This window comes from Campylobacter sp. CN_NE2, assembly GCF_027797465.1.
GTDB lineage: Bacteria > Campylobacterota > Campylobacteria > Campylobacterales > Campylobacteraceae > Campylobacter_B.
This window is the reverse complement of record NZ_CP115608.1, coordinates 167673-194359: the sequence shown is the minus strand read 5'-3', so window position 1 is coordinate 194359 and position 26687 is coordinate 167673. Positions and strand designations below refer to the sequence as shown.

The 26687-nt window shown below is 36.1% G+C and carries 31 protein-coding genes and 2 tRNA genes; 14 read left to right on the top strand and 19 right to left on the bottom strand.

Annotated elements, in window-relative coordinates:
• The first annotated feature begins 6 nt into the window (after nucleotides 1–6).
• Entirely contained in the window at nucleotides 7–1824 is a 1818-nt protein-coding gene (gene recG, locus PF028_RS01015) for an ATP-dependent DNA helicase RecG (protein ID WP_270860951.1), read from the top strand.
• A gap of 142 nt (nucleotides 1825–1966) precedes the next feature.
• On the opposite strand, the gene PF028_RS01010 is transcribed toward recG, so the two are convergent.
• Both PF028_RS01010 and ybeY read right to left on the bottom strand, forming a co-directional pair.
• Entirely contained in the window at nucleotides 1967–2410 is a 444-nt protein-coding gene (locus tag PF028_RS01010) for a hypothetical protein (RefSeq protein ID WP_270860808.1), read from the bottom strand.
• Nucleotides 2411–2420: 10 nt separating this feature from the next.
• Entirely contained in the window at nucleotides 2421–2837 is a 417-nt protein-coding gene (gene ybeY / locus PF028_RS01005; protein WP_270860950.1) for an rRNA maturation RNase YbeY, read from the bottom strand.
• A gap of 56 nt (nucleotides 2838–2893) precedes the next feature.
• Between ybeY and queC the strand changes: the two genes are divergently transcribed.
• Nucleotides 2894–3559: a 7-cyano-7-deazaguanine synthase QueC gene (gene queC / locus PF028_RS01000; RefSeq protein ID WP_270860807.1), complete on the top strand. Its 666-nt coding sequence runs from the start codon at nucleotides 2894–2896 to the stop codon at nucleotides 3557–3559.
• On the opposite strand, the gene PF028_RS00995 is transcribed toward queC, so the two are convergent.
• The 6 genes from PF028_RS00995 to mscL are packed head-to-tail and all read right to left on the bottom strand — an operon-like array spanning nucleotide 3556 to nucleotide 8906.
• Nucleotides 3556–5418 (bottom strand): primosomal protein N', encoded by a 1863-nt coding sequence (locus PF028_RS00995; RefSeq protein WP_270860806.1) that lies wholly within the window; start codon nucleotides 5416–5418, stop codon nucleotides 3556–3558. The two genes, queC and PF028_RS00995, sit on opposite strands and share 4 nt — an antisense overlap.
• Nucleotides 5419–5421: 3 nt before the next feature.
• Nucleotides 5422–5868 (bottom strand): type II secretion system protein, encoded by a 447-nt coding sequence (locus PF028_RS00990; RefSeq protein ID WP_270860805.1) that lies wholly within the window; start codon nucleotides 5866–5868, stop codon nucleotides 5422–5424.
• Nucleotides 5869–5925: 57 nt separating this feature from the next.
• On the bottom strand, nucleotides 5926–6732 hold the full coding sequence (locus tag PF028_RS00985) for a phosphatidylserine decarboxylase (protein WP_270860804.1): 807 nt from the start codon (nucleotides 6730–6732) through the stop codon (nucleotides 5926–5928).
• A gap of 1 nt (nucleotide 6733) precedes the next feature.
• Entirely contained in the window at nucleotides 6734–7858 is a 1125-nt protein-coding gene (locus PF028_RS00980) for a metallophosphoesterase (RefSeq protein ID WP_270860803.1), read from the bottom strand.
• Entirely contained in the window at nucleotides 7855–8511 is a 657-nt protein-coding gene (locus PF028_RS00975) for a Crp/Fnr family transcriptional regulator (protein ID WP_270860802.1), read from the bottom strand. Before PF028_RS00975 ends, PF028_RS00980 begins: the two co-directional genes overlap by 4 nt.
• On the bottom strand, nucleotides 8508–8906 hold the full coding sequence (gene mscL, locus PF028_RS00970; RefSeq protein WP_270860801.1) for a large-conductance mechanosensitive channel protein MscL: 399 nt from the start codon (nucleotides 8904–8906) through the stop codon (nucleotides 8508–8510). The genes PF028_RS00975 and mscL overlap by 4 nt, the downstream gene beginning before the upstream one ends.
• Before the next feature lie 120 nt (nucleotides 8907–9026).
• On the opposite strand from mscL, the gene gltX reads away from it, so the two are divergent.
• From gltX to PF028_RS00955, 3 genes are read left to right on the top strand one after another with little or no spacing between them, the layout of a single operon-like run.
• Nucleotides 9027–10328 (top strand): glutamate--tRNA ligase, encoded by a 1302-nt coding sequence (gene gltX / locus PF028_RS00965; RefSeq protein WP_270860800.1) that lies wholly within the window; start codon nucleotides 9027–9029, stop codon nucleotides 10326–10328.
• The gene (locus PF028_RS00960) at nucleotides 10325–10594 is read left to right on the top strand and encodes a YggT family protein (RefSeq protein ID WP_270860799.1); all 270 of its coding nucleotides are present in this window, start codon (nucleotides 10325–10327) and stop codon (nucleotides 10592–10594) included. The genes gltX and PF028_RS00960 overlap by 4 nt, the downstream gene beginning before the upstream one ends.
• Nucleotides 10578–12212, top strand: coding sequence for a lytic transglycosylase domain-containing protein (locus tag PF028_RS00955; RefSeq protein WP_270860798.1), 1635 nt, complete (start codon nucleotides 10578–10580; stop codon nucleotides 12210–12212). Before PF028_RS00960 ends, PF028_RS00955 begins: the two co-directional genes overlap by 17 nt.
• An 81-nt stretch (nucleotides 12213–12293) precedes the next feature.
• Here the strand turns inward: PF028_RS00955 and PF028_RS00950 are convergent, their stop codons facing one another.
• The gene (locus PF028_RS00950; protein ID WP_270860797.1) at nucleotides 12294–12791 is read right to left on the bottom strand and encodes a hypothetical protein; all 498 of its coding nucleotides are present in this window, start codon (nucleotides 12789–12791) and stop codon (nucleotides 12294–12296) included.
• 188 nt (nucleotides 12792–12979) lie between these two features.
• Here PF028_RS00950 and mobB point away from each other — a divergent pair, with 188 nt between their 5' ends.
• The 5 genes from mobB to PF028_RS00925 are packed head-to-tail and all read left to right on the top strand — an operon-like array spanning nucleotide 12980 to nucleotide 17459.
• Complete coding sequence (gene mobB, locus PF028_RS00945; RefSeq protein ID WP_270860796.1) at nucleotides 12980–13468, top strand: molybdopterin-guanine dinucleotide biosynthesis protein B; 489 nt, start codon at nucleotides 12980–12982, stop codon at nucleotides 13466–13468.
• An 11-nt stretch (nucleotides 13469–13479) separates the two neighbouring features.
• Nucleotides 13480–14322 (top strand): class 1 fructose-bisphosphatase, encoded by an 843-nt coding sequence (locus PF028_RS00940; protein WP_270860795.1) that lies wholly within the window; start codon nucleotides 13480–13482, stop codon nucleotides 14320–14322.
• 2 nt (nucleotides 14323–14324) lie between these two features.
• Nucleotides 14325–14516 (top strand): hypothetical protein, encoded by a 192-nt coding sequence (locus tag PF028_RS00935; RefSeq protein ID WP_270860794.1) that lies wholly within the window; start codon nucleotides 14325–14327, stop codon nucleotides 14514–14516.
• A gap of 9 nt (nucleotides 14517–14525) precedes the next feature.
• Nucleotides 14526–16457 (top strand): methionine--tRNA ligase, encoded by a 1932-nt coding sequence (metG, locus tag PF028_RS00930; RefSeq protein ID WP_270860793.1) that lies wholly within the window; start codon nucleotides 14526–14528, stop codon nucleotides 16455–16457.
• Nucleotides 16458–16472: 15 nt separating this feature from the next.
• Nucleotides 16473–17459, top strand: coding sequence for a hypothetical protein (locus tag PF028_RS00925; protein ID WP_270860792.1), 987 nt, complete (start codon nucleotides 16473–16475; stop codon nucleotides 17457–17459).
• On the opposite strand, the gene PF028_RS00920 is transcribed toward PF028_RS00925, so the two are convergent.
• The 3 genes from PF028_RS00920 to PF028_RS00910 form a co-directional block, all read right to left on the bottom strand.
• Nucleotides 17441–17656 (bottom strand): hypothetical protein, encoded by a 216-nt coding sequence (locus PF028_RS00920; RefSeq protein ID WP_270860791.1) that lies wholly within the window; start codon nucleotides 17654–17656, stop codon nucleotides 17441–17443. The two genes, PF028_RS00925 and PF028_RS00920, sit on opposite strands and share 19 nt — an antisense overlap.
• 71 nt (nucleotides 17657–17727) lie before the next feature.
• A tRNA-Glu gene (locus tag PF028_RS00915) sits at nucleotides 17728–17802 on the bottom strand.
• A 13-nt stretch (nucleotides 17803–17815) separates the two neighbouring features.
• Nucleotides 17816–17891 (bottom strand) — tRNA-Lys (locus PF028_RS00910).
• Nucleotides 17892–18142: 251 nt separating this feature from the next.
• Between PF028_RS00910 and PF028_RS00905 the strand changes: the two genes are divergently transcribed.
• The 4 genes from PF028_RS00905 to PF028_RS00890 all read left to right on the top strand — a co-directional run bounded on the left by PF028_RS00905 (nucleotide 18143) and on the right by PF028_RS00890 (nucleotide 21845).
• Nucleotides 18143–19261: an acyl-CoA dehydrogenase family protein gene (locus PF028_RS00905; RefSeq protein WP_270860790.1), complete on the top strand. Its 1119-nt coding sequence runs from the start codon at nucleotides 18143–18145 to the stop codon at nucleotides 19259–19261.
• Nucleotides 19262–19422: 161 nt separating this feature from the next.
• A complete protein-coding gene (locus PF028_RS00900) occupies nucleotides 19423–20229 on the top strand; it encodes a phosphate/phosphite/phosphonate ABC transporter substrate-binding protein (RefSeq protein WP_270860789.1) in 807 nt (268 codons plus the stop codon).
• Nucleotide 20230: 1 nt separating this feature from the next.
• Nucleotides 20231–21403, top strand: coding sequence for a cobalamin-independent methionine synthase II family protein (locus tag PF028_RS00895; protein ID WP_270860788.1), 1173 nt, complete (start codon nucleotides 20231–20233; stop codon nucleotides 21401–21403).
• Nucleotides 21393–21845, top strand: a complete 453-nt coding sequence (locus PF028_RS00890) for a hypothetical protein (RefSeq protein WP_270860787.1) — start codon at nucleotides 21393–21395, stop codon at nucleotides 21843–21845. Before PF028_RS00895 ends, PF028_RS00890 begins: the two co-directional genes overlap by 11 nt.
• Here PF028_RS00890 and mrdA read toward each other — a convergent pair.
• The 7 genes from mrdA to PF028_RS00855 are packed head-to-tail and all read right to left on the bottom strand — an operon-like array spanning nucleotide 21842 to nucleotide 26662.
• Nucleotides 21842–23674 (bottom strand): penicillin-binding protein 2, encoded by a 1833-nt coding sequence (gene mrdA / locus PF028_RS00885; protein ID WP_270860786.1) that lies wholly within the window; start codon nucleotides 23672–23674, stop codon nucleotides 21842–21844. The two genes, PF028_RS00890 and mrdA, sit on opposite strands and share 4 nt — an antisense overlap.
• A complete protein-coding gene (locus PF028_RS00880) occupies nucleotides 23671–24177 on the bottom strand; it encodes a hypothetical protein (protein ID WP_270860785.1) in 507 nt (168 codons plus the stop codon). Before PF028_RS00880 ends, mrdA begins: the two co-directional genes overlap by 4 nt.
• Nucleotides 24126–24584 (bottom strand): N-acetyltransferase, encoded by a 459-nt coding sequence (locus tag PF028_RS00875; protein WP_270860784.1) that lies wholly within the window; start codon nucleotides 24582–24584, stop codon nucleotides 24126–24128. The genes PF028_RS00880 and PF028_RS00875 overlap by 52 nt, the downstream gene beginning before the upstream one ends.
• Nucleotides 24581–25189, bottom strand: coding sequence for a ribosome biogenesis GTP-binding protein YihA/YsxC (gene yihA / locus PF028_RS00870; protein ID WP_443101137.1), 609 nt, complete (start codon nucleotides 25187–25189; stop codon nucleotides 24581–24583). Before yihA ends, PF028_RS00875 begins: the two co-directional genes overlap by 4 nt.
• The gene (gene lptA / locus PF028_RS00865) at nucleotides 25186–25686 is read right to left on the bottom strand and encodes a lipopolysaccharide transport periplasmic protein LptA (RefSeq protein ID WP_270860783.1); all 501 of its coding nucleotides are present in this window, start codon (nucleotides 25684–25686) and stop codon (nucleotides 25186–25188) included. The genes yihA and lptA overlap by 4 nt, the downstream gene beginning before the upstream one ends.
• Entirely contained in the window at nucleotides 25650–26183 is a 534-nt protein-coding gene (locus PF028_RS00860) for an LPS export ABC transporter periplasmic protein LptC (protein ID WP_270860782.1), read from the bottom strand. The genes lptA and PF028_RS00860 overlap by 37 nt, the downstream gene beginning before the upstream one ends.
• Complete coding sequence (locus PF028_RS00855; RefSeq protein ID WP_270860781.1) at nucleotides 26174–26662, bottom strand: KdsC family phosphatase; 489 nt, start codon at nucleotides 26660–26662, stop codon at nucleotides 26174–26176. Before PF028_RS00855 ends, PF028_RS00860 begins: the two co-directional genes overlap by 10 nt.
• Nucleotides 26663–26687 lie beyond the last annotated feature (25 nt).

Here is a 26687-nt window from a genome sequence, read left to right as displayed (position 1 = left end):
GGAAAAATCGTGTTTGAGAGCAAAGACAGAGCTGAACTTGCCAAATGCGGGATTGTCTCGCTTTTAGATCTTGCTTTGCTCGTGCCAAAAAGTTTTGATGATTTAAGCATAAAAGATGAGCCTAGCGTTGGCGAAAATGTCGTAGAAATCGAGTGCAGATTTCATCACCGAAAAGGCTCGATTTTGTTTATTACTGCTTTTTGCCACACTTGGGAATGCGATGTCAAAATTGTCATCTTTAACGCCAAAGCGTGGCATTTTGGGGCGTTTAAAAGTGGCAAAAAAATGTTTATTCACGGCAAAAGTTCATACGCTTTTGGGCTTTGGCAATTTTCAAATCCAAAAATCATCACCAAAACAGGCGGTATCACGCCACACTACAAAAGCCTTTTAAAAGACGGCGTAGTGCAAAATTTCATAGAAAAATATGTGAGCTTTAACGCACTTTTGCAAAGCGGACTAAATGAAAACGAAGCGAATTTTTTAATGCAAATTCACGAAAATTCGGCAAAAAGTGTTGAAATCATTAGAAATTTGGAGCAAAATGAAGCAAATTTGCAAATTCTAAAATTCATTGAAATTTACAATTATATTGAAAAACTTTCTCATAAAAAACTAAATTTCAAAGCTAGGAAATTCCCTGTCGGCGACATTTCGCAGTGGCTAAATGCCCTGCCCTTTACGCCCACAAACGACCAACTAAATGCGATAAATGATATTCGCTCGGATTTAGAAGGCGAATTTGCCGCTAGACGCGTGATTATGGGCGATGTCGGAAGCGGAAAAACGCTTGTCATTTTAGCAGCAGCTTTGATGAATTATCCGCAAATTAGCTATCTTATGGCGCCAACGACCATTTTGTGCGAACAAATTTACGCAGAAGCCATTAGACTTCTGCCAAAAGGGATGCGAGTTTTGCTTGTCAAAAGTGGCGATAAAAAGATAAATTTTGATGAATACGACTTTGTCATCGGCACTCACGCGCTTTTGTTTCAAGACTTAAAGCCCTCAAATCTCATCATGGTCGATGAACAACACAGGTTTGGCTCAAACCAAAGAGAAAAAATCAACCGCTTGACGAGTGATGGCGAATTTAAGGCGCATTTCTTGCAGTTTTCAGCCACGCCGATACCACGAACGCTTAGTATGATCCAATCCGAACTTGTCAAATTTAGTTTTTTAAAACAAATGCCGTTTAAGAAAGAAATTCACACGCAAATCCTGCAAAATTCGGGCTTTGCTGACTTTATGTCGCATTTAAAAAACGAAATTTCAAAAGGAAATCAAGCTATCATCGTTTATCCGCTTGTTGAAGAAAGCGAAAAGCTCGTCTATCAAAGCCTTGAAGAAGCCGAGCCGTTTTGGAAAGAGCGATTTAAGCGAGTTTTTGTAACGCACGGCAAAGACAAGGAAAAAGAAGAAGTTTTAAGGCAATTTCGCGATAACGGAGAGCTTTTGCTGACTACAACCGTCGTGGAAGTAGGAATTTCGCTTCCTAGACTTTCGACGATTTTAATCGTAGGGGCTGAGCGTTTGGGTTTGGCTAGTCTTCATCAGTTGCGTGGAAGAGTCGGGCGAAACGGCGGGACGGGCTTTTGCTATCTTTATACGAAGCTAAAAAATCCGCCCGAAAGGCTTTTTAAATTTGCTGGGACACTTGATGGATTTAAAGTCGCTGAAATCGATCTCAAAAACCGCCAAGGCGGGGATTTGCTAGAAGGCAGTATTCAGCATGGGGCGAGTTTTGTGTGGTATGATTATGAAGAAAATTTAACCGAGCTCGCAAAAGAGAGAGTTGTAAAATTTAAATTGAACCCAGCCTAGCTTTTCCGTGATACTTCGTTTTTGCTTCGTTCGTTAGGCATACTAGCCTTAACTCACTTGCAAAAACTCGTAAGCACGAAAAATCGTCGGCATATGCATATCAAATTCAAGTTGAAAGTGCCTAGTTTGGCTTATTTAAAAATTAAAAATCTTTAAATCTACGAAATTTTCTTTTAATCACAATTTCTGTGATGTTTTGATCTGATAATTTTTTATATTCATCGAAATTTATCATTTTTATTTTTCCATTTTCTTTTAAGAAAAAATTCCAACATCCATTTGGTTTTTCTTTTGTAGAAAATATACATGAAATATCTTTTAAAAGCCCACCCGTGCCGTCATTTGTTCCGATAAATAAAATTTGTTCGCTACTAGAAAAATTTTCTGAAATTTCTTCTAAATTTAATTTTTTAGAAAATTCATAATCGTCTTCTAAAAAATATGCAACTCTATCGCCTTTCGATAATTCAGCATGCACAAGAAGCCTATCCAAGCCAGTTGTAAGGCGAATATCAAATCCTATAAAAAAAATGAAAACTAAGAAAATTGCCAAAAATATGTTTAAAATTTTTCTTTTTCTACTCAAAATTTATCCTTTATTCTAGCGTTCGCACGATTAGACTTTTTGGCAAATTAAATTTAGTAATTATTTCGCACTCTTTTTCACGCATTTGCCCGTTATCGATTTCGTGGTCAAAGCCCAAAATATGCAAAAGTCCGTGCGTAAATAAAAGCGCGATTTCATCGTCATTTGAGTGTGAAAATTCTAACGATTTTTGCTCTACCAGATCCAAATTTATCACAACAGAGCCTATAAGCTTAATGTTGCCGCCAAACGGCACATTTTCAAGCGGAAAACTAAGCACATCGGTAGTTTTGTCAATGCCACGCTCGTTTTTGTTGATTTCTCTCATCTCTTCACTTCGCACAAATACAAGCTCGACGGCGTCATCGCTAAGCTCAGCCAAAATTTCGCCTAAAATAGCAGGATATTTTTCATCACAAAGTATCAAATTTAAGCCCTTTATATCAAATTTTTCGTATAATTCTACCAAAAAAAGGATTAAATTTGAAAAAAGCTTTATGTATCATCAGTGGCGGTATGGATAGCGCCACAAGTGCCTATATAGCGAAATCGCAAGGGTATGAAATTTACGCACTGCATTTTGATTACAATCAACGAACTATGAAAAAAGAAAGCCAGTGTTTTGAGCAAATTTGTGATGATTTGGGCGTAAAAAAGCGCAAAATTTTAGATGTTTCGTTTATAGCCGGTATCGGTGGAAACGCCCTGACCGATACGAATTTGCAAATTTGCAAAAGTGGTTTGGGAAAAGAAATTCCAAACACCTATGTTCCATTTCGCAACGGAATTTTTTTAAGCATTGCGACTGCGCTAGCCGAAGTTTGGGGCTGTGAAGCCATATTTATCGGCGTGGTCGAAGAAGATAGCAGCGGCTACCCTGACTGCTCGGAAAATTTTATAACTAGTATGCAAAAAGCCTTAAATTTAGGCACTAAAAGTGATTTTAGCGTGGAAATCAAAACTCCGCTCGTGCATTTAAGCAAAATGCAAATCGTGCAAAAAGCCACCCAAATGGGCGTGAAACTTGAACACACTTGGAGTTGTTACGAAAATGAAGACAAGGCTTGTGGGCGTTGCGACAGCTGTCGTTTAAGGCTTCGTGGCTTTGAAATGGCTGGATTAAAAGATAAAATTCCTTATCAAATTTAACTAAAATTTATAGGATCCATATCGATTTCTAAATTTGGCAAATCTCGCACCAAATTTGCTGCATTTATGAGTGCTTTTGGCGAATTTGAACGAAGCAAAATTTCATAACGATATTTTGAAGCGATATATTCGATTCCTGCTTTGCCATGCCCGATAATTTCGACATTTGGTGCAGTTTTTAAAATTTGCACGGCTTTCTCTGTTGTATCTTTTGCCGTGCCGTCATTTTTATGCGAAATCAAAATTCGCAAAAGTCTAGCAAACGGCGGATATAACGGCTCTCGCATAGTGCTTTCATCGCTTAAAAACTCATCATAATTTTCTATATAATCTTTAAAAAATTCGCAATGCTGTGTTTGCAAAACCACTCTGCCGACCCCTGCACGACCGGCGCGACCGCTAACTTGCATGACAAGGGCGAGAGTTTTCTCTCTTGCTCTAAAATCTGCATAGCTTAACTGCTCGTCAATCCCCATAATAACGGCTAAATCGACATTGTGATAATCATGCCCCTTGCTAAGCATTTGAGTGCCAACTAGTATGTCGATTTTAGCGTCATTGAAATCTTTAAGCAAATTTTCTAACTTTTTTTGCGTCGTGATTTCATCGCGATCAAATTTAGCTATTTTTGCGTTTGGAAATTTATTTTCAAGCTGTTTTACGATTTCACTAGTGCCGATTTTACGAGCTTCCATAAGGTTTCCGCCACATTTAGCACAAGGAATTTTATAAAAATTACTAAATCCACAATAATGGCATTTTAGCGAATTTGATTTTTCGTGATAGCTCATCGCAACAGCGCAAAATGGGCATTTTTGAATCGTTTTGCAATTTTGACAAATTATATATTTGTAATTTGCCCTTGTTGGCAAAAACACGATAGCTTGGTGGTTTGCATTTAGGCTTTTTGAAATTTGCGAAAGTATCGTATCAGAAAGCGAAGTTTCGCAAATATCATAGATAAATTTTTTCTCGCTTTGAAAAAATGTCCCTTTTAAGCGAAAATTTGGCTGTTTGGCATAAGTTGTTAAGCTTGGCGTCGCGCTTCCTAAAACCACCTTTATGTCTAGTTTTTTGCCGATAAAAATGGCTAAATCTCTTGCGTTATAACGGGGTTTTTGAGCTGATTTATAGCTATCATCGTGTTCTTCATCGACGACGATTAAGCCTAAATTTGTAAAAGGTAAAAATAACGCCGAACGCGCCCCTGCGACGAGTTTAATTTCACCTTTGGTAAATTTTTCTAAAATTTCACTCTTTTTTTTTGGAGCGATTTTTGAGTGCCAAAGCGCGATATTTTCGCCAAAATAACTTTTTAAGCGTTTTTCCATTTGCGGTGTTAGGGCGATTTCGGGCATTAAAAAAAGAGATTGTTTGCCAACTTCCAGCGTTTTTGCGATTAAATTTATATAAATTTCGCTTTTTCCGCTTCCTGTGTCGCCAAAAATAAGCGAAGTTTCGTTATTGCTAGCGAATTCGTAAGCTTTTTGTTGTTTGTCGGTTAAATTTGGCAAATTTTCAAATTTGCAAATTTGCAAATTTTGCTCTATTTTTTCGCACGGCGTAAAAATATCAAAAACCATGCCGATTTCGCAAACATAATAATATGCGATAAATTCGGCTAAATTCGCCTGATACGGCGTAAAATATAAATTTGTGATTTCAATTATTTCTTTGATTTCAAATTTTTTACCATTTTCAAAAGTCGGCTCATCACAAATGCCTAAAACAACGGCATTTTTAACGCTTTGTTTTCCAAGCGGAATTTTAACAATGCTAAAATCTGGAATTTTTTTTTGGCTAAAATATAAAAGCGGTCTTAGGTTGCTTCCTAAAACCGCTGTTTTGTAGTATGGCATAAATTATTCGGCTAATTGTCTACAAACTGCATCACTATGATCACAATCAAATGAGCCAGCAGGATGTCTTCCATCAGCGCTTGCCACTCTGTAATAAGTAAAAGTTGTGCATTTACTTGCGACACAAGCTTTATATTTCAAATTATCATCTCCGTCGATTTGCCAACCATTTCTATCGTTTCCTGCATATAGCGGTTGCTGTAAAATATTACCAAACATAGCAACAGTATTGTTTATATCAGGCCAAACCGTATTACCTCGCATTAAATTTTCAGATCTTCTTAGTGAAAGACCACTTCTTATAGCAGCGACATCACCTCTCATTTTAGCGATAGTCGCATCGTCCCTAGTAGCTGCTAACTTAGGCACTGCAATACCTGCTAAAATACCCAAAACAACGATAACGAACACAAGTTCAATCATCGTAAAAGCTGAACTAAACTTTTTCATACTAAATCCTTTGATTTAAAGTCTATCTATTTTACTAAAAAAGTTATAAAATTAATATTAATTTAATTTAAGTTTTGCTATGGTTTGCGAAAATTTTACATTTTCGTTGCTTTGTAGTTTAAACTCTAAAAATTCACTCTCACTAACCACCACAACCGTCGAACCAAGCTCGAAATTTCCGAGCCTTTCGCCTTTTTTAATCTGCAAATTTTCATATTTATAAAGCGTTTTTTGTAAATTTTTGGCATTTGTCTGAATTTTTTCATCAAATTCAAACTTCATTTTCCCGACATTTAAAGCCCCCACAAAAACAAGCCACAGCTTCCCGCCGTTTGGCATCTTACAACGCAAAATCACTCGCTCATTTAACGCATAAAGATTTGGAATTTTTATAAGATATTTTTTTGCCACACTATAAAGTTTGGCTGGTATATAAAGTGCTTCTTCGATAAAAATATCGCACGGAGCGTGATAGTGGTGGTAGTCTTTTGGGCTAAGATAGATATTTGCGTAAGCCAAATTTGCATTTTTTTCGCTTTCTTTTAAACTCTCGTCCAAAAGTTCGCCCAAATCATAAAAATGCCCCTTAACGCAAATCGCCTTTAAATCGCTACTTACGCCGTTTTCAAAAATCACGCCGTCGCTTGGGCTGATAAAACTCTCAGCCGAAGTATCAAATTTTCTCTCTTTTAAAAGCCTTCTTGTAAAAAGTGCATTAAGGCTTTTAAATTCGCTAATATCGGCAAATTCGCTCATATCAATATTAAAATGCGAAACATATTTTTTATTTATGAAAATTTGCAAAAATTTTGGAAATTCAAAATTTGCAATTACGCCAAAAATCCGTGATATAAATTTATCCATTTTAAGCCTTTCTTAATTTTAAAAGTGCGATTTCATTTGGAGCTAAAAATCTCATCGGAGGCCCCCAAAAACCCGCACCGCTACTAACATAAATTTGCTTAACGCCGTCGTTATAAAGTCCGTGCAGATATTTTTGATCTATCATCACTAAAAGCGAAAACGGGAAAATTTGCCCTGCGTGAGTATGCCCGCAAACGCACAAATCAACTTCATCTTTTACATTTTCGTTAATAAATTTTGGCTGATGAGCTAATAAAATCTTTGGTTTTTGCGGATTTGCGCCGATTAGTGCTTTTTTTAAATTCGGTGCTAAAAAGTTGAATTTTTCGCCACTTCTATCATGCACTCCGATTAAATTTATGCCCCCAAGCTCTATGCTTTCATTTTGCAAAACTCTCACGCCGTTATTTTGCAAAAGTTTTATCAAATTTTCTGCACCGCGGTAATACTCGTGATTTCCCGTTACGAAAAAAATCGGCTTTGAAATCTGCTTTAAGGGTTCTAGCATATCGCCGATTTCTTCGGCTTTTATATCAAACATATCGCCCACGATGGCTACGGCATCATGCGAGACAGAGTTTATTTGATCTACAATGACTTGCAAAAAATCTCGCTTTAAAAATTCGCCCAAATGTATGTCGCTAACCACTGCCAAATTTAACTCACCTTGCAAATTTTTGATTTTAACTTCCACTTCGTTTATTTTTGGAATTCTAAAAGCGTTAAAAAAGCCCTTAAAAAGGTAAGTAAAGGCGATTATCACAAATGAAATGTCAAGGGCGATTTTTAAAAATTTTCTTCTATTTTCGTTAAATTTGGTCGTTTTTAGTGTGATTTCAAAAATATCATAAATCATACAAACCAAAAACACGCCAAAGCTAGTAGCCATAGCATAAACGCAAATTTTATAAAAAAATTCGCTTGGCAACATCGCTCTGGTGCCGATAGAGATGAAATAAATCATCTCTAAAATCCAAAATGCTAGGCAAAAAATCGCCGTAAAAAATTTGATTTTTTTACCAAATTTATATGAGCTAAAACGCGCCGTTATCGAGCGAAAAACATAATAATTCAAAAACCAAAACAGCGTAGTTGCGATAATAGGAAACAAATATAAAACTTTCATAAGCGCAAGTCTAGCATAAAACGGCTAAATTCACACTTTTGTTTCATCAAATTTGACAACTTTGCCATTATCATCAAAAACCAAAAATCCGCTTTTTTGAATTTGTTTATCATGCGAGATAGCGTTTCGGGCGCTAAATTTAAAAGATTTGCGATTTGTGATTGTTTTGAATTTTTAAATAATTCAAAATTTTCCATAATAAAATTCACAACTCTTTCGTCTGCATTTAACACGATTTGGCGTTCGATTAGTTGATCTAGTGTCCTAATTTTGGCTGTTAGTGATTGTATTAATCCAAAACAGATACTTGCTTCGCTCATAAATTCAGATCTAAATTTTGCATAATCTATCTTTAAAACTTCGCCCTCACTCATAAAAGAACAGGTCGCAGGATAGGGAATTTCATTGAAATTTGTAAGTTCTGCGACAAATGAAATCGCTTTTGTCGTATGAAGCAAAATTTCTCTGTTTTTCGATGAAGTTTTATAAATTTTAACCATACCTTGCGTTAAAATCAACAAATGTTCGCTTTTTTCGCCTTCAAAAAAGAGAAAATCGTCTTTTTTATAACTTTTAAAAAACGAAATCTCTTCAAGGCGTTTAAGCTTTTCGTCGCTTAAATTTTCAAAAAATGGAATTTCTTTTAAATTCATTTTTTAAGACTATCCCTGATTTCTCTAAGTAGCAAAATATCTTCGCTAGGTTCAGCAGGAGCTTCAGGCTCGGCAGGTTTTTCTCTTTTTAGTTTATTTATAGCTTTAATCACCACAAAAATACAAAATGTGATAATGGTAAAATCGATGATATTTTGTATAAATGCACCATAATTTATGCTTACGGCAGGTGTTTCGCCGACTGCTTCTTTTAAAATCACTTTTAAATCGCTAAAATTTACGCCGCCTGTGATGACGCCGACAACCGGCATAATCACATCGCCCACAAGCGAAGTTACGATTTTTCCAAACGCTCCACCGATGACGACACCCACTGCCATATCTATGACATTTCCCTTAACAGCAAATTCTTTAAATTCGCTAATAAAACCCATAAATTTACTCCTAAATAAATTTTTGCGATATTAGCACTTTTAAACTTTGTTTTTGCTTTTTCTTAGAATTTTTAAAGTATAATCAGCCTTTAAAATTTAAATTTATTTAGGAATTTTACAATGTATCGTTTTGCACCAAGCCCCACAGGCGACATGCACATAGGAAACCTGCGCGCGGCAATCATAAATTTCGTCCTTTCGCTCCAAGATAAAAGCGGATTTATCTTGCGTATCGAAGATACCGACAATGAACGAAATATAGACGGAAAAGATAAAGAAATTTTAGAAATTTTAAGCAAATTTGGAATTTCGTGGCAAACGCTGTATTATCAAAGTAAAAATTTGAAATTTCACAGAGAATTTGCGGCAAAACTTTTAGCTGAAAAAAAGGCGTTTTGCTGTTTTTGCACGGAAGATGAACTTGAAATTAAAAAAGAAAAAGCTAAAAATGAAAATAGAGCATATCGCTACGACGGAACCTGCGAAAAAATGAGCGATTTGGAAGTTTTAGAGTGCGATAAACCTTTTGTAATCCGCCTTAAAAAACCTGAGAATACTATGAAATTTACAGATTTAATCAAAGGTGAAGTTAGCTTTGAGCCTGAAAATATCGATAGTTTTGTCATAATGAGAGCCGATAAAACGCCTACTTATAACTTTGCTTGTGCGATCGATGATATGTGCGAGGGCGTAAGTTGCGTGGTGCGTGGAGAGGATCATGTCTCAAACACGCCAAAACAAAATTTAATCAGGCAGTATCTGGGATATGATAAAGAGATAAAATATGCGCATTTGCCGATTATTTTAAATGAAAACGGCAAAAAAATGAGCAAAAGGGAAAATAGCTCATCGGTTAAATGGCTTTTAGAGAGTGGCTATTTACCGGAAGCCATTGCAAACTATCTGCTTACTTTGGGAAATAAAACGCCGTGCGAAATTTTTACTTTAAGCCAAGCCGCAGAGTGGTTTGACATAAAAAATATCTCAAAAAGCCCTGCTAAATTTGACATTGACAAACTATCTTTTATAAATAGAGAACATATCAAACTTGCCACGCCGTCTCGTTTGGCTGAGTTTTTTGGGTTGAGCGATAAATTTGCAAATTTGATTAAATTTTACACACAAGAAAGTAGCTTGGTGCCTGAAATCAAGGCAAAGGTCGAAAAAATTTACTCTAAAAAAGAAATTGGGAGCGAATTTAGCGAAAATGCTGAAATTTTACGCCAAAAAATCGCAGAATTCGAGCAAATTCCTACTGAATTTAGCGAATTTAAAGCAAATTTAATGGAAAAAAGCGGTTTAAAAGGCAAAAACTTTTTTATGCCGTTAAGATTGCTTTTAACTGGCGAAGCCCATGGACCAGAGCTTAGCGAACTTTGGGGCTATATAAAAGATGATATAAAGGAAATTGTTGCGTTATGAGTATAATTTTATTTTTATTGCATTTGGCTATTAGAATCGCTGTTTTGGTGATTTTCATCGCTTGTATTATCAGCTTTTTGCCGATAAATCCATACAACAAATTCGTGCGATTTTTTCGCAATTTAACCGAACCACTTTTTAACTCTGTGCGAAAAATCATACCGACAAATGTCGGAATGTTCGACTTTGCGCCACTTATAATACTTTTTATTTTAATGTTGCTTGATAATTTGATTTTAAGGTTAATGTATGCGAATAGTTTTTAAATTTGCCATTATTTTGTTGCTTCCGTGTGCCGTTTTTGCCGAAATTTTAAGCTACGAAGAGCTAAAAGACAAACCGAAATCTTTGGCGAAAGATTATTACATTTATCGTTTAATCGATGAGACAAAATACGATAAAAAACAAATAAGAGCCCTAAAACAAAGCGGAATTTATCGCAACAAAGGCAAATTAAAAAAAGAGCTTGATAAAATTTTTCCGCCAGTTAAACCAAAAGATAAATGCGCAGGAGTTGGCACAAAAAATATTTTAGATGCAAATTTAACCTGCATAAAAGCAAGGCTTTATCCAAGTTTTATCGCGAAACTGCCAAATGAAACGAAGTTAAAACTAGCTTCAGATTTAGCACAAAACCACCCAAATTTGGCAAATAGATTAATAGGATTTAGCAAAGAAAATCCTTTGGCATATTTTGAAAGCTTGGGCGATGCTGCAAATTTCATCTCATATTATAACTATGCTTCGCCAAAAAGTATCGAACTAAGCGGCGAAAATGAAGAATTTTATACAAATTTAGCCGCGAATTCTGATTTTTATGCGATACTGCACGATTGCGTGATAAATAAAAAACACACAAATTTACGCCATTTTATATTGCAAGCAAACCCTGCTCTAAGCGATCATAAAAACGCATTTTTGCTCGGCGTAAATGCACTGACTTTTGGCGAAGAGCAAAAAGCAGTAGAATTTTTCAAAACTGCCACAAAGGTAGAAAAATCGGTTCATAACGCTGATAATGCCAAATTTTGGATTTATCTGCTAACAAAAGATGAAAATATCTTAAACGAACTTGCTAATAGCAGCGTTTATAGCATTTATTCGCTTTATGCAAAAGAACTTACGGGAAATAAAAGCATAAGTGTCATTATCCCTGAGCCCACAGCCGACGCGCCAAAAAACTACGATATAAGCGATCCTTTTAACTGGGTTCGCACCAAAGCAAAAGCCGATAAAATGAGCAAAGCCGAACTTATCGAATTTGCTAAATTTTTCGATACCAAAGCCACAATCGGCGAGTATAGCTACATTATGAATAAAGCCACAGGCTACAAAGATAACTTTTATGCTATGCCGTTTATGGAATTTATAGGCGATGGCGATAACCACCGAAAGGCTCTGCTTTTAGCCATCGGGCGACAAGAAAGTAGATTTATCCCAGGTTCGGTTTCGACTTCGTATGCACTTGGAATGATGCAGTTTATGCCGTTTGTCGCAAACGATTTAGGCAAAAAACAGTTAAAAATGACGGATTTTGACCAAGATGATATGTTTAAACCCCAAATCGCCTATAAATTTGCAAATTTGCATATCGATTATCTTGAAAAAAGCCTAATTAGCCCTGTTTTTATCGCATACGCGTATAACGGCGGTTTGGGCTTTACAAAGCGAATGCTTCAAAGGGGAGATTTGTTTAATAAAGGCAAATACGAGCCGTTTTTGTCAATGGAGCTTGTAACATTTGCCGAAAGCAGAGATTATGGCAAAAAAGTTTTGGCAAACTATATAATTTATCGTCAAATTTTAGAGCCGAGTGCGAAAATTTCAGTCAAAGAAGAGCTTGAAAAACTTTTAAAACCAAGTTTGAGTGATAAAATTCGCTAAATTTTTGTCTGTTTTTGGTGGGCAAGGATGCCCATCCTACAATACTTGCAACAAAAAAAGCTAGGCTAAATTAATTTATAATCAATCATCAAGCTTTATTTTCGGATTCCAATACATCGATTTTGAAACTTTTCGAAAGCTAAATTTAGCCTCTAATCCGTTAGTTGTGCGATACGAGATGGTCAAATAATCCGCCCCGCTTTTTGGTGCTGTGATTTTATAGGTGCGAGACCAAGGGATATTAAAAGCGACTTTTTGCATAAGCGGGTCATCTTTGCTAAGCTCGGTTATAACGATATTTTCGCTACTTCCGTTAATTTTAAGACTAGATTTATCAAATTCTATCTCTTTTGGATAGGCACTAAGCAAAAAAAACTCATCTTCGTTTTCATTGCGAATTTCGGGCATTACTGGGTTTAAATATGTCGCAATCGCCAAATATCTATCATTTTCTTTAACCGACTCAAACTTTTGCGTATAAGCCATAAATTCATTTTTTATCGGCTCGTGAATTTGCTCTTTTTTCGAGCAAGAAAACAAAAAAAACGCACCAAAACATACCAAAATAATTTTTTTCATAAAAACTAACCTTATAAATTTAAGCTAAACTCGGTAATTCTAGCGAATTTTTACTTTTTTAAGAATAAATCGAAAAATCAATGCGGTGATTTTTAAATTCGCTCATCAAATTTTAAAAAACTCAAAATTTTAAAAGGCTAAATTTGGTATAATCCTTAGATTTTAATGCAAAGAATTTAAGGAATTTTATGAAACGAGTTGCTATTGCGTTTAGCGGTCCGTCAAATAACGGCAAAACTACGCTTATTTGTAAGGTTGCGAAAAAATTTATTGATGACGGATTAAAGGTTGTGATTGTAAAACATGATCCAAAAGACAAGGCTAAATTTGACACCGAAGGCAAAGATAGCTTCAAATTTAGCGCTCTTGGAGCCGATGTCGTCGTGGCAAGTCCCACAAGAACGACATTTTTTTCGCAAAATAAAATGCAAATCGAGCAAATCATCAAAATGGTTGATGAGTTTGATATTTTGATTGTCGAAGGGCTAAAAACACTTCCGCTTCCGCGAATTAGCCTATTTTTGGATAAAATCGATGAAAGCTATCTGCCGTTTTCAAATGCGATTGCTTCAAATTTAGGCGATGAAAAAATGTCTAAATTTAATCTTCCGTTTTTTGATATTAACGACACAAACGGCGTTTGCGAGTGGATTTTGCAAAATGCAAAAAAAGTTTAAAAGGATAAAACATGCAAGAAATTTTTAAAACAATAGAAAATATCGCCAAGAAAATCAGCAACGAGCTTAAATTTGCCGAATTTGGCTACACGCAAAATCAAAACTCAACAGGCGACACACAGCTTAAATTCGATGTTTTAAGCGATAAAATCATAGAAGATGAATTTAAAAATTCGAACCTTGTTAAAGCTTTGGTGAGCGAAGAAAAAGATGAAATGCTAACAATCAACGAAAAAGGCGAATTTATCGTAGCTTACGATCCGCTTGACGGGTCAAGCCTTTTTGATGTGAATTTTGCTATCGGCTCAATTTTTGGAATTTACAAAAATGAAATTTCTAGCAAAAATTTAGTCGCTGCTGCTTACACACTTTATGGACCACGCCTTGAAATGGTAGTTTGCGAAAGCTCACCTAAACTTTATCGCTTAAATCCGCAAGGTGAATTTGTTTTTATAAATGAATTAAAATTGAAAGAAAAAGGCAAACTAAACGCAACGGGAGCCACGCAAAAAGGTTGGAGCGAAAAACACAAAAAGCTTGTAAATTCGCTTTTTGACGAGGGTTATCGTCTTAGGTATAGCGGCGCTATGGTTAGCGACCTGCACCAAATTCTCATCAAAGGCGGCGGACTTTTTAGCTACCCGGCGACAACTGACGCACCAAACGGAAAGCTTCGCGTTACATTTGAAGTTTTGCCTTTTGCATTTATTTACGAAAAAGCAGGTGGCGCCACAACTAACGGCACTTCAAATTCGCTTTTTGAGATAAAAATCGAAAAAATTCATCAAACCAGCCCATGCTTTTTTGGCTCAAAATATGAAATAGCCAAACTTCACGAAATTTACGGAAAATAAAAATGGAAGAAAAAGATTCTTACGAGATAGAATTTGATAAAAAAACCCAAATTTTGCTTGATTGCCAACAAAATTTGGGCATTGATAGTTGCTTTAAATGCGAGAAAATTTTAGATTGCCAAATTCGCGATGATTATGTCAAGGCGACCTTTGAAAATATGTCAAAAGGTCAAAGCGGCGGATTTGATTTTTAAGGAAAGATTATGGAAAAAAGATTTGTTACAACACCGATTTATTATGTCAATGATGTCCCGCACATAGGACATGCTTATACTACGATTATTTGCGATTGTATGGCGAGATTTTATCGTTTGCAAGGGCATGAAACATTTTTTTTAACAGGCACGGACGAACACGGACAAAAAATCGAAGAAGCCGCTAAAATGCGAGATAAAACGCCACAAGCTTACGCCGATGAAATCAGTGCAAAATTCAGAAATCTTTGGGACGAATTTGAAATAAGTTACGATAAATTTATTCGCACAACAGATGATTATCACAAAAAAACAGTTCAAAATGCTTTTGAGATAATGCACAAAAACGGCGATATTTACAAAGGCGAGTATGAAGGCTTTTACTGCGTTAGCTGTGAGAGTTTTTTCCCAGAAACGCAGTTAATCGACGGCGAATACTGCCCTGATTGTGGTAAAAAAACGCGAATTGTCAAAGAAGAAAGCTATTTTTTCAAACTCTCAAAATATGAAGACAAACTGCTAAAATGGTATGAAAACAGCGAAAAATGCGTTCTTCCTAACGGCAAAAAAAATGAAGTTATTAGCTTTGTCAAAAACGGCTTAAAAGATCTCTCCATTACCCGCACGAGTTTTGACTGGGGGATTAAGCTTCCAAATTCGCTAAATGAACCAAAACATGTAATGTATGTTTGGCTTGATGCCCTGCTTAACTATGTCTCAGCCCTTGGTTACACCATAAACGGCGAAAAAATGGACTTTTGGGGCAACACGCTTCATGTTGTCGGCAAGGACATTTTGCGATTTCATGCTGTGTATTGGCCTGCGTTTTTGATGAGTTTGGATCTGCCACTTCCAAAACACATAGCAGCACACGGCTGGTGGACAAGAGACGGCAAAAAAATGAGTAAAAGCTTAGGCAATGTAGTAAATCCAAAAGAAGTGGCTGACGCTTACGGATTGGAGCAGTTTCGATACTTTTTGCTACGCGAAGTGCCGTTTGGGCAAGATGGCGATTTCTCGCAAAAAGCGATAATCTCTCGCATAAATTCAGAACTCGCAAATGATTTGGGAAATTTGCTAAATCGCATTATCGGCATGAGTAGCAAATACTCAAATTTTGTGATAAATTCAAAAGATACTGCAAAATTCTTTACAGATGAGTTAAATGAAACGAAAATTTACTTGCAAAATGCCATAAATTCGCTTGAAGAAGTTGCAACAAATCGCTATTTAGAAGAGCTTTTTAGAGCTCTTACTTTGGCAAATACAGCCATCGCAAAATACGAACCATGGAATTTGATGAAAAACGGCAACGAAGAAAAAGCAAACGCTCTTGTTGCGCTTGTGGCAAATATTTTAGCCAAAGTTGCTATTTTGCTAAGTCCTGCAATGCCAAAAACTGCCGTTAAAATCGGCGAAGCACTAGGTTTTGAGATAAATTCGCAAAACTATGAAAGACTTATTTTAAAAGATGAAATTTTTGATTTTAAAGCTAGTGCCGTTGCACCGCTTTTTGCAAAAGTTGAAACCGAACTTATGGCTAAGCCAAATTATGAAACCGCAAATTCGCAAAATACGGCAAATTTGGCAAATAAACCTGAAACAAAATGCGAAAATTCGCAAATTTCAATCGATGATTTTAAAAAATGTGTTATCAAAGTCGGCACGATTTTAGAGTGCGATAGCGTCGATGGTAGCGAAAAACTTTTGAAATTTAAAATAGATCTTGGCGAAGAAAATCCACGCCAAATAATGAGCGGAATCGCCAAATACTACAATCCAAAAGATTTAATCGGCAAACAAGTTTGCGTTTTGGCAAATTTAAAACCACGAAAAGTTTTTGGAAATATGAGCGAAGGTATGATTTTAAGCGCGGAAGATGGCGCACTGACGCTTCTTGGCACTCACGGCGTGGTTAAAAACGGCGCAGTTGTAGGGTAAATTTAGGGGCAAATTTTGATAAACATTATAAATCTTGCAAGGCTAAGCGGGGGCGAACTTATAAACGAACCAAGCGTTAGCGTTGTGGAAGGTTTTGCCTACAAAAGCGAAGGCGTAAAGTCAAAATTTGCCTTTATCGACATTAACGGCGATGAGAGCGAAATTCAAAAAGCAATCGAGCTTGGAGCGTATGCGATTATTTTTAGTGGCGATTGCGAGATAAAAAATAGCGAAATCGCACTTATAAGGGTTGCGAATTTAAACCAAGCACTAACTCGTTTGATAGTCTTTTTTGCAAATTCAAAAAACCACAAATTTGTGCGAACAAATTTAATACAAAATGAAATTTTAAAACGATTTGTTTTGCCAAAAAGTGTTTTGTTTGCGCCACAAAATCTGCATGAATTTTTACTCATTTTAACCGGTAGCGAAGATGAAAAAATATTTTTTTGCAAAGACGGCGAGATTTTGGAAAAATTTGGTTCAAAACTTTTGAAAATAACGCCAAATTCGGATTACGAAATGCTTTTTTTAGGCTCAATTTTCTTTTCAAATTTCATTTTTGATGAAGTTTATTATCAAAATTTACCGCTTCCTAGAATTTTCATCGATGAATTTTGCGGAATTGTAGAGTTTTTAAAAGAACAAAATATAAATTATAAAATCGGCGATTTACGAAATTTAGAGCATTTTGAGCCTGTTTTTGTGGATAGATTTTTTAGAATTTGCAAATTTGGCGAGAGCTATCGCGCTTTTATCTGCGAAAGCGATGAGACGCTTTTTGTAAAAGCAGCAAGGTTTCTTACAAAAGAATTTAGCCAAAATATCGTTATTTCGCTTCCGTGGAGCAAAGAGATAAAAGGCATAGACGCTGATTTTCGCTACAATCGCCTTGAAAATTTAAAAAATATAAAAGATTTTCACTATGCTTTGGTAAATTGTGATAAAAACTCGCTTTTAGAGATGTTAAATTCGCACAAAATTCAAAATTCACTATTTTGAAATTGTATTTGCGCGCTTATAGAAATTTTCTTTTGTGTAAAATATTTATTCCAATCAAATAATAAAAAGATTACAATCCCCATTTTATCGTTATTACAAGTCGATAAATGCAAGGATAAATTTGTCAAATCGCTTTTAGTGCTTCGGATAAGCTTGTCAAGATTTTCAAATCTTATAGAAAAATCAAAAGCACTCATTATTCAAGTCCTTACACAAAATAAGACAAAGGAAAATAAATCTCCCAACAAATTTAAACATAAAAAAGCTTTGGTGACCCTTACGAGAATCGAACTCGTGTTGCCGGCGTGAGAGGCCGGCGTCCTAACCGCTAGACGAAAGGGCCACAAAACATTAAATGGTGTCCCGTGCGGGGTTCGAACCTGCGGCCGCCTGATTAAGAGTCAGATGCTCTACCAGCTGAGCTAACGAGACACGAACTAGTATTTTATAACTAAAAAAATAAAAAGTCTATAAAATTTGTGATTTTCAAATGAATTTACAAAATTTAATCAGTAAAATGCCTTTTCTTTCGTCTCATTTTCTTTCGTTTTTTTGAAAATTTAAAACTTAAAATAATATTAATTTAAAAATATATTATTTTTTTTAATGGTATTAAAATGGGAATTTTAGTAGTATTAAGGATTTTAGACGCAAGGTTTGCGTAGAACAAAAAAAGGACTTGAATGTCAGAAATCTACAAAAAGGCAAGAGAATTTGCCAAAAAACACATTGATCCGTTCGTAGTTGCAAATGACGAAAATAAGGCATTTGCGGTTGAAACCTTTAAAGAAATAGCAAATGAAGGATATTTTTCGTTAGTTATCCCAAAAGAGTATGGCGGGGCTGGACTTGGCATAGAAGAACACGCTGAAATTTGTATGGCGTTTGCCGAAAGTTCGGCTAGTGTCGGGCTTTGTTATATGATGAGCAATGTTGCGTTATTTTGCTTAAACAAATATGGTAGCGACGAGCTTAAAAAAGAGGTTTTCAAATCTATCGTAGAAGAGAAAAAATTCGCCGCCCTTGCATATAGCGAGCTTGGAAGTGGAACACACTTTTATATGCCTGATACGACAGCTAGTTTTGAAGCCGATACTACCACGCTAAATGGCTTAAAAAGCATGGTTACAAGTGGCGGATACGCAAGTTTTTATCTTGTTTTAGCCCGCGGCAAAGACGGCATCGATAACTGGTGCATTCCGCTTGGAACGCAAGGCTTGGAGTTTTTAAGCAACAGCTGGAACGGGCTTGGCATGAGAGCAAATGTATCTTGCCAGATGAAAATGGACAATCTAAAACTAAATAATAAATTTCGCATAGGTAGTCCAGATACTGGTATGGAGCAGGTTTTTAACGGCATTGCACCACTTTTTGTATGTGGTTTGGCAGCCGTTTATAGCGGTGTTTGTAAGGCGATTTTAAATGAAGCTATTTCGCATTCTACAACGCGAAAATATGGCGATGATAAACCACTTTGTGCGATTGAAACAGTCCAAATTCACCTAGCAAAAATTTATGCTAAAACAAATGCAGCAGTTCTTGGCACAAAAGAAGCTGCAAAAGCCATCGCAAATGGCGAAGAAGAAGCGTTTGCTAAGCTTCTAAGTGCAAGAATTTTTGCAAGTGAAAGTGCGATAGAACTAGCAAATATCGGTATGCGAATTGGCGGCGGAAAGGCGTATAATAAATTTGGAAATATGGAGCGATATTTGCGTGATAGCCTAGCAAGTCAGATTATGGCGCCAAGCGTCGATGTGCTTACTATATGGCTAGGAAAAGCAATCACAGGTCAAGAGATATAGTAAATTTAGAAATAAACCAGCCTAATCTTGGGGCGATATATCACAAAACTCGCTCACGCAGACATACCAGTCTAGCGTTTCACTCGTTTTGCTCATAAACGCCCCAATCTGTCGGCATTTGCAATGCAAATTTGCAAATTTAAATTTAATAAGGAAAATTTATGCAAACAATAAAACTAGGAGCCGTCATCTACGCACCACAAGTTACTGTTATTTGGGGCATTATCGCTGATTTTTTCAAAGAAAACGGACTAAATTTAGAGCCTGTTTTCTTTAAAGATTATAAAATGCAAGTCGATGCACTTTTAAAAGGCGAAATCGACATTGCGTGGAATTCGCCATTAGCCTACTTAGACGCATTTTTGCGAAGCAAAGGAAGCGTTTTAAACTCAGCCATGAGAGATACCGATAACGATAGAAAATCTTATCTAGTAACGACAAAAGAGATTGCAAATTTAAGCGATTTAAAGGGCAAAAAAATCGGCTTTGGAGCTTATGATTCGCCACAAGCAAGGCTAATTCCGATAAATCACTTGCATTTAAACGGACTTGAATTTGGTAGTGATTATGAAGAAGTTCGATTTGACATCGGCGTGGGACTACATGGCGATCATGTCGGTGGCGAGCTAGACGCCTTTAAAGCGCTCGAAAAAGGCGAAGTATCGGCTTCATGGATGCTTGATATGAACTATGAGCGTTGGGCAAGTGATGGCACTTTGGATAAAGATAAATTTGTCATTTTAGATGAAACGGCACTATTTGACCACTGCATTTTCAACGCTAGAAGCGATTTTGATAAAAATTTGCTAAATGAATTTGAAAAAGTGCTATTTTTAATGGATTATAACAATCCAAAACACAAAGAGATGATGGATTTAGAAGGTCTTAAAAAGTGGGTCAGTGGTCGCACAAAAGGCTTTGTTCAAATCACTCAGGCAAATGAGTATCTAAGCTTTTTTGGATATTAAAATGAAAGCTTTTTCAACTTCGCTAATGGGGTCAATGCCACGCTCACAAGAGCTTTTACTTGCACGAAAAAAGCAAATTTTGGGTAAAATTTCAAAAAGCGAAGTTGATAATATTTTGCAAAAAGAGACTGAAAAAGTCGTTCGTTTGCAAGAAAAATTTGACATTGATTTTATCACAAGCGGTGAGCTTAATAGGGATAATTACCTTTCATTTGTAAGCGAAAAAATAGCTGGTGCAAAGCTAATGAGTATGAGCGAAATGCTTGATTTTATGCCACAAAAACAGCGTTTTGAAGATATGCTTGAAATTTTAGATGTCCCTGCTCTTGCCATTAAAAACGCCGTTTGTGTCGGCAAAGTAAAACGAAAAAACCCGCTTGTGCTGGGTGAAATGAAGCTAGTTAAAAAATTTACAAATCGCCCTTTAAAGGCCACTTTGCCGGGCATTTATCTGCTAACTCGCTCGATGTGGCTTGGCGAACTTTCATCGCATTTTTATGACGATAAAGAAAGCCTAAGCGTAGATGTTTTGGAAATTTTAAAAGCCGAAATCGATGATTTGGCTGAATTTGGTGTTGATTTGGTGCAGTTTGACGAGCCTGTGCTAACCGAAATTCTCTTTTCAAAAGAGCAGACAAGATCGTTTATGTGTGCTGCACTTAGCGAGAAAAAAAACTATGAAGAAGAGCTAGAATTTGCTTCAAATTTGATAGAAAACTTAATAAAATATGCAAAAAGCAAAAATATCAAAACAGCTTTGCATGTTTGTAGGGGAAATTGGAGTAAGGATGAAAGTATTTTACTAAAAGGCTCTTATGACGGGCTTTTAAAGCTTTTTGAAAAATCAGGCTGTGAAATTTTTATGCTTGAATTTGCAACACCAAGAGCCGGGGAAATCCAAACGCTTTTTAAAAATGAATTTATGCGAAATCACGCTACTATCGGACTTGGCGTGATAAATCCTAGAAATGATAAAATCGAAAGCGTAGATGAAATCGTGCAAAGGGCAGAAAATTTGCTTAAATTTATCCCTAAAAATCGCATTTTGCTAAATCCTGATTGTGGTTTTGCCACTTTTGCAAATAGAACGCTAAATTCTTACGATATAATCAAAGCTAAACTAAACGCACTAAATAACGCTAAAATCGCACTTAGAGAAAAATATGGAATTTGAAAAATTTAATGCTAAATACCGAGCCGTTTTGCGAGAAAACAAAATCAAGCTTTTTACGCCAAATGATGAGATAATAATATCAAATCAGATAAATTTTGATATAAAAAGCACGGAAAAAAGTTCGCTTGATTATTTCGCAAGTAGCCTTTTAGGTGGAGTTTTGGCTGGAATTTATGAATTTGCAAAATTCAAAAAAATCGCCATTTTAGAAATGGAAGGCAAGATTAAATTTGAAATTTCAAATTCGCTAACCATTTTAAATGTCATCGGCTATGATGATAGCCCAAAAATCGAGCTTTGCGAGATAAAAATTTACATTTCAAGCGATATGAGCGATGATGAATTTAGCAAATTTACAAACGAAGCGTTAAAGCGAAATTTGATATATCAAAATTTGCAAAATTCACTAAATTTAAAGATTAAATTCGAACAAATAATTTAATTATTTTTTCTTTTCTGCACTTTTTTATCCGATTTTTCCGTAGGTTCAGGGATTTTTATGTAACCAAGCTCAACAAGTTTTTCATAAATTTGCTTTACTTTTGGACCGGCTGCACTTCCGCCGCCGCCGCCATGCTCGACTAGCACGGTTACTGCATATTGTGGTTTTTCATAAGGTCCAAATGTCGTCATCCATGCGTGTGAGCGTTGATAATACTCCATATCGGCTTCCTTCATGCGAGTTTTTTCCGTTTGCGAAATTCCTACGACCTGAGCCGTGCCTGTTTTAGCTGCAATCGGCACAACGATACCTTGCAAAACCTTTGTTGCAGTGCCTTTTTCGTGATTTGCAACTTCAAACATAGCCTTTCTTATCATCGGTAGTTGCAACATTTCTGTCGGCGTAAAAAGCTCTTTTGGGGCAAATTCTATTTTTTCGCCTTCGATACTTTTTAAAAAATGCGGCGTCAAGCCATGCCCCGAAGCTAGTTCGGCTGTGTGTTTTGCCATTTGCATAGGTGTAATCAAAATATCGCCCTGCCCGATTGAGGCATTTACGGTTTCGCCTTGATACCACGGGCGCTTAAATTTTTGCATTTTCCATGCTTTATTTGGCACGGTACCTACAAATTCGTTCGGCAAATCGACATTTGTTTTGCGACCAAAGCCCATTCTATCAAGATAACTCGCCATATAATCAATGCCCACAATCAAACTTCCTTCATAAAAATAGACATCGCAACTCTCTCTAATGGCATCGTTTAAATTTACCTTGCCGTGACCCCAGCCTTTCCAACAACGAAATTTACGCCCGCCAAGCTCCATTACACCGCTACAATGTGGCGCCCAATTTTCGGCGATTTTGCCCGAATTTATAAACGACATTCCAATCGCCATTTTTATAACTGAACCTGGCGGATAAAGCCCATTTACAAGCTTATTTGTAAATGGGTGGCTCAAATCGTTTATAAGCTCGTTCCAATTTTCAGCGCTAATGCCCGTTACAAACTGATTTAAATCATATTCAGGAAAGCTTCCCGCCGCTAGTATCGCTCCGTCTTTTATATCCATGACTATGGCGACTCCTGCGTCTTTTTTAAAAATTTCACGCAGGTGTTTTTGCAACTGAATATCAATAGTAAGCTCTATATCACTACTGCTAGGCGGCACAAATGAAATTTCTTCGACGACTTTATTTAGGGCTGTAACTTTTGTTTTTCGCTCACCGATACTGCCTTGCAAAATTCCGTTATAATACCCTTCCACGCCGCTTCTGCCGACATATCCCGTTAAACGCGACATATAGTTTTTTTCTATATCTTTCGAATTTGCACGACCCACATAGCCGATGACATGCGAAGCAAGGGAATTTTGCGGATAAAGCCTTTGAGAGTTTGGCTCGATTTTTAATTTATCTCTTAAATTTAGCGTGGCAAAATGTTTTACGGTTTCGTTATAATCCAAAAATTCGACAACTTTTATAAAATTTTGATTGTAAGGCGAATTTTGTTTTTGATAATCTTTTTTTATCTGCGTAGCATTTAGTTCTGAAAAAATTTCCGTTAAAACTGAAATTTCTTCTTCTAATTCGCTACCCATTTTCAAATGTGGGGCAAGCCAAATCGAAAATCCAAGCCTATTTATGGCTAATGGTGTGCCTTTGGTATCTAAAATTTGCCCTCTAACAGGAGCGATGAGTTCGCTTTTTACCACATTTTGTTCGGCGATTTCTTCGTAATATTCATTTGATTTGATAGAAAGATAGTAAATTCGCACCAAAAGCATAGCCCAAAATATGAGAATAAACGAAAAAACCAATTTTAATCTCATACCAATCTTCCCCTAAAAATAAGAAGTCCGATTAAAATTTCAATAAAAATATACCAAAGATATTCGCTTCCAAAAACCAAATATCCGCTTTTTTTGGCATACGAAATAGCATTGCTAACCAAAAAAGTCCCCGCATAACCGATAAGAACATAAAGTGCGATGAGCAAATTTCTAAATTTAATAAATTTGATCGAAATTTCAAATATAAAAAGATAAAAAATGATAAATGTAACGGCAATTGAAAATAGATGAAATCCGTGAATTTGCTCAGCTATAAAAAGATAAAGTATGCCTATATACCACATTGCGCCGTAGCTTTTAAATTTGTTTTCATTTTCAAATCTTAGCACGATTTGATGAAGAAAAAATAGCCCTATTAGCGGCGGTAATTTTTGATTCATTGAAGTTAAAATCAGATAAATAAACAAACACGCTATCAAAAAAGCATTTGTTATAGCGTATAGATTACTGCGATTTCGTTGCATACCGGAAATTTTTTGCATTTTATACAATCTGCCCAAATTTTCTGAGCTGGAAGCTCTTCTTTTGAAATTTCTTTAAAGCCCAATTTCTCAAAAAAACCTTTTTGATAAGTTAGAGCAAAAACCTGCTTTAAGCCGTAAAATTCGGCTTCTTTGATAAGTTCTTCTACTATTTTTGCGCCTATGCCTTGCTTACGAAAATTCGGCGATACAACCAAACTTCGCACTTCGGCTAAATTCGCATTAAAAATTTTCAAAGACGCAAAACCCGCTAGTTCTCCGTCACGAAAAGCAAGAGTATAAGAACGAATATTTGTCGCAATCTCTTCGTCGCTTCTTGGTAAAAGCACCCCGCTTTCGACCTCATCTTTTACTAAATTTTGCATACTTTCAATATCGCAAAGTCTAGCTTTTTTTAACTCTATCATAAACCAAAAACCCCTTTTATAATGCTTTGTCTAGCGTTTTCTATGCCAAAATTTTTTGAAACTGAGATAAATTTTGCTTCGTTATCAAATTTTAAAACTTTGGCTTTTTCGCTTTGATTTAATTTATCACTTTTTGTGTAAAATTTTATGATTTTTTGATCGTTTCGCAAAAAACTTTTTAGATAATCTTGCAAATTTAAATCGATTTGTAAATCAAACTGGCGAGAGTCGATTAAATGCACAAAAAGCTTTATATTTTTGCGTTCTTTAATAAATTCGTCCAAGTTTTTTTGCCAAATTCCGTGCATTTTTTTTGAAACTTTTGCATAGCCAAAACCGGGCAAATCGACAAAAATAAGCGAAAATTTTTCACTATTTTCGCCCAAATTCTCAATAAATTCGGCTTCGAAAAAATTTACAAGTTGCGTTTTTCCGGGCGTTGAGCTTGATTTTGCTAAGCTTTTTTGACCCACAAGGGCGTTTATAAAGCTACTTTTTCCGACATTGCTCCGCCCTAAAAAGGCAACTTCGCTTTTGCCAAAATCAGGGCTATCGCTAAGCCCACTAGCAGAAGTGATAAATTTAGCCCCGCAAACCTTTATCACTTATTATCCTCGACTTGAAAAATCAAACGAATCGGCTTTTTCTCCGCACCTGAACCACTTTTTACTTCGTAAGTGCCTTTTGTGCGATTTACGATAATCTTATCGCCATAAACTTGTTTTTTTGTTTCAGTTTCATGTAAATATGCGTTATTTTCAAGGGTGTAAATTTCGCTTTCTGGCGTATAAGTTAGCATTCCGCCTTTGCCGTCGTAGTGTTTGCCGTTTAGCAAAATTTTAAAATTTGCATTTCCTGTGGCTGTGTATTTTGTAGGCTGTCTATTTTTATCAAAAGTTATAGTTAGTTTATCCGATTTTAGCGTATCGTAACTTCCTTTTTTTATAGTAACATTACCGCTTAAATGGCTAATTTGCTTCACTTCATCGGCAAAAAAATTATCCGCCATAACTTCGACTTGCTCGCCTGCACTCAAATTTAGTGCAAAAACCGCCAAAAAGGCAGTTAGTTTGTAGAATTTTGATCTTTTATCTGATACCATGCGTGAATTCCTTTTGCGTTTGTCTGCTTTTTATTAATATCATAAACAATGCTTTTTCCACCGACCCTATCTTCGCCTTGCCACATAACAAACGGCACATTGCTCGAAACGATTTTTTTCTTTGTATTGTAAATGATTTCTTGTGAAGTATAGTTTATATTGTCGCTATTTTGGTAGTTTGCGTCTCCTTTAAAGGTCAAAATATCGCCCTTTCTGATAGCCGTTTTTGAACTAAGAGTATGATTTAAATCGACTTCTAAGTGAGTTCCGTTAAAATCCATAAATTCGTCATAATTTTTATACCTAGTTCCGCTTTTGGCTGTGATTTGCAAATTTATTTTTTCTCCTATTTCATAATCATTTATGCCAATCATCTCCATATTTGCAATTGTATTATCTTTTTTAAAAGCTTCCGTTAAATAGGGATCTTGAAGACTTAAAAACACCATTGCCACGCTAAAAATGGCGATTGCCACATAAAAAATTTTTATAACCACTTGCTATTCCAAACTTCTCTCATATCGTTTTTATCGACTAAATATTCGATCATTTCTCGCACAGCGCCTTCTCCGCCGTTTAAATTTAGCGTAATGTCAGTTTTAAGCGAAGCAAGAGCGTTTTTTGGTTTGAAACTCACACCAACTGCTTTTAAAAGTTTTGCGTCATTTAAATCATCGCCTATCGCGGCTGCCTGTGAAAATCTAAGCCCAAGTTCATCTAAAATTTCAGTCGCTTTGGCGAGTTTGTCTTTTACGCCTTGAAAAACAATGTCGATTTTTAGCTCTTTTGCCCTATTTGCGACGATTTGTGATGTTTTGCCTGTGATTATGGCGACTTTTTTGCCACATCTTTGCCACTCTTGGATTCCAAAGCCGTCTTTGACATTAAATTTTTTCATCTCTTCGCCGCTGTTTGAGTGATACAAACCACCGTCCGTCAAGCAACCATCGACATCTAAAAATATAATCTCTATCATAATTTACTCGCTTATCTAAATTTGA

Excerpts from the sequence above, each read along its gene's own strand:
- PF028_RS00995 (WP_270860806.1), bottom strand. The coding sequence starts at position 5,418 with ATGCCATACTACAAAACAGCGGTTTTAGGAAGCAACCTAAGACCGCTT.
- PF028_RS00990 (WP_270860805.1), bottom strand. The coding sequence starts at position 5,868 with ATGAAAAAGTTTAGTTCAGCTTTTACGATGATTGAACTTGTGTTCGTT.
- PF028_RS00985 (WP_270860804.1), bottom strand. The coding sequence starts at position 6,732 with ATGGATAAATTTATATCACGGATTTTTGGCGTAATTGCAAATTTTGAA.
- PF028_RS00980 (WP_270860803.1), bottom strand. The coding sequence starts at position 7,858 with ATGAAAGTTTTATATTTGTTTCCTATTATCGCAACTACGCTGTTTTGG.
- PF028_RS00975 (WP_270860802.1), bottom strand. The coding sequence starts at position 8,511 with ATGAATTTAAAAGAAATTCCATTTTTTGAAAATTTAAGCGACGAAAAG.
- mscL (WP_270860801.1), bottom strand. The coding sequence starts at position 8,906 with ATGGGTTTTATTAGCGAATTTAAAGAATTTGCTGTTAAGGGAAATGTC.
- gltX (WP_270860800.1), top strand. The coding sequence starts at position 9,027 with ATGTATCGTTTTGCACCAAGCCCCACAGGCGACATGCACATAGGAAAC.
- PF028_RS00960 (WP_270860799.1), top strand. The coding sequence starts at position 10,325 with ATGAGTATAATTTTATTTTTATTGCATTTGGCTATTAGAATCGCTGTT.
- PF028_RS00955 (WP_270860798.1), top strand. The coding sequence starts at position 10,578 with ATGCGAATAGTTTTTAAATTTGCCATTATTTTGTTGCTTCCGTGTGCC.
- PF028_RS00950 (WP_270860797.1), bottom strand. The coding sequence starts at position 12,791 with ATGAAAAAAATTATTTTGGTATGTTTTGGTGCGTTTTTTTTGTTTTCT.
- mobB (WP_270860796.1), top strand. The coding sequence starts at position 12,980 with ATGAAACGAGTTGCTATTGCGTTTAGCGGTCCGTCAAATAACGGCAAA.
- PF028_RS00940 (WP_270860795.1), top strand. The coding sequence starts at position 13,480 with ATGCAAGAAATTTTTAAAACAATAGAAAATATCGCCAAGAAAATCAGC.
- PF028_RS00935 (WP_270860794.1), top strand. The coding sequence starts at position 14,325 with ATGGAAGAAAAAGATTCTTACGAGATAGAATTTGATAAAAAAACCCAA.
- metG (WP_270860793.1), top strand. The coding sequence starts at position 14,526 with ATGGAAAAAAGATTTGTTACAACACCGATTTATTATGTCAATGATGTC.
- PF028_RS00920 (WP_270860791.1), bottom strand. The coding sequence starts at position 17,656 with ATGAGTGCTTTTGATTTTTCTATAAGATTTGAAAATCTTGACAAGCTT.
- PF028_RS00905 (WP_270860790.1), top strand. The coding sequence starts at position 18,143 with ATGTCAGAAATCTACAAAAAGGCAAGAGAATTTGCCAAAAAACACATT.
- PF028_RS00900 (WP_270860789.1), top strand. The coding sequence starts at position 19,423 with ATGCAAACAATAAAACTAGGAGCCGTCATCTACGCACCACAAGTTACT.
- PF028_RS00895 (WP_270860788.1), top strand. The coding sequence starts at position 20,231 with ATGAAAGCTTTTTCAACTTCGCTAATGGGGTCAATGCCACGCTCACAA.
- PF028_RS00890 (WP_270860787.1), top strand. The coding sequence starts at position 21,393 with ATGGAATTTGAAAAATTTAATGCTAAATACCGAGCCGTTTTGCGAGAA.
- mrdA (WP_270860786.1), bottom strand. The coding sequence starts at position 23,674 with ATGAGATTAAAATTGGTTTTTTCGTTTATTCTCATATTTTGGGCTATG.
- PF028_RS00880 (WP_270860785.1), bottom strand. The coding sequence starts at position 24,177 with ATGCAAAAAATTTCCGGTATGCAACGAAATCGCAGTAATCTATACGCT.
- PF028_RS00875 (WP_270860784.1), bottom strand. The coding sequence starts at position 24,584 with ATGATAGAGTTAAAAAAAGCTAGACTTTGCGATATTGAAAGTATGCAA.
- lptA (WP_270860783.1), bottom strand. The coding sequence starts at position 25,686 with ATGGTATCAGATAAAAGATCAAAATTCTACAAACTAACTGCCTTTTTG.
- PF028_RS00855 (WP_270860781.1), bottom strand. The coding sequence starts at position 26,662 with ATGATAGAGATTATATTTTTAGATGTCGATGGTTGCTTGACGGACGGT.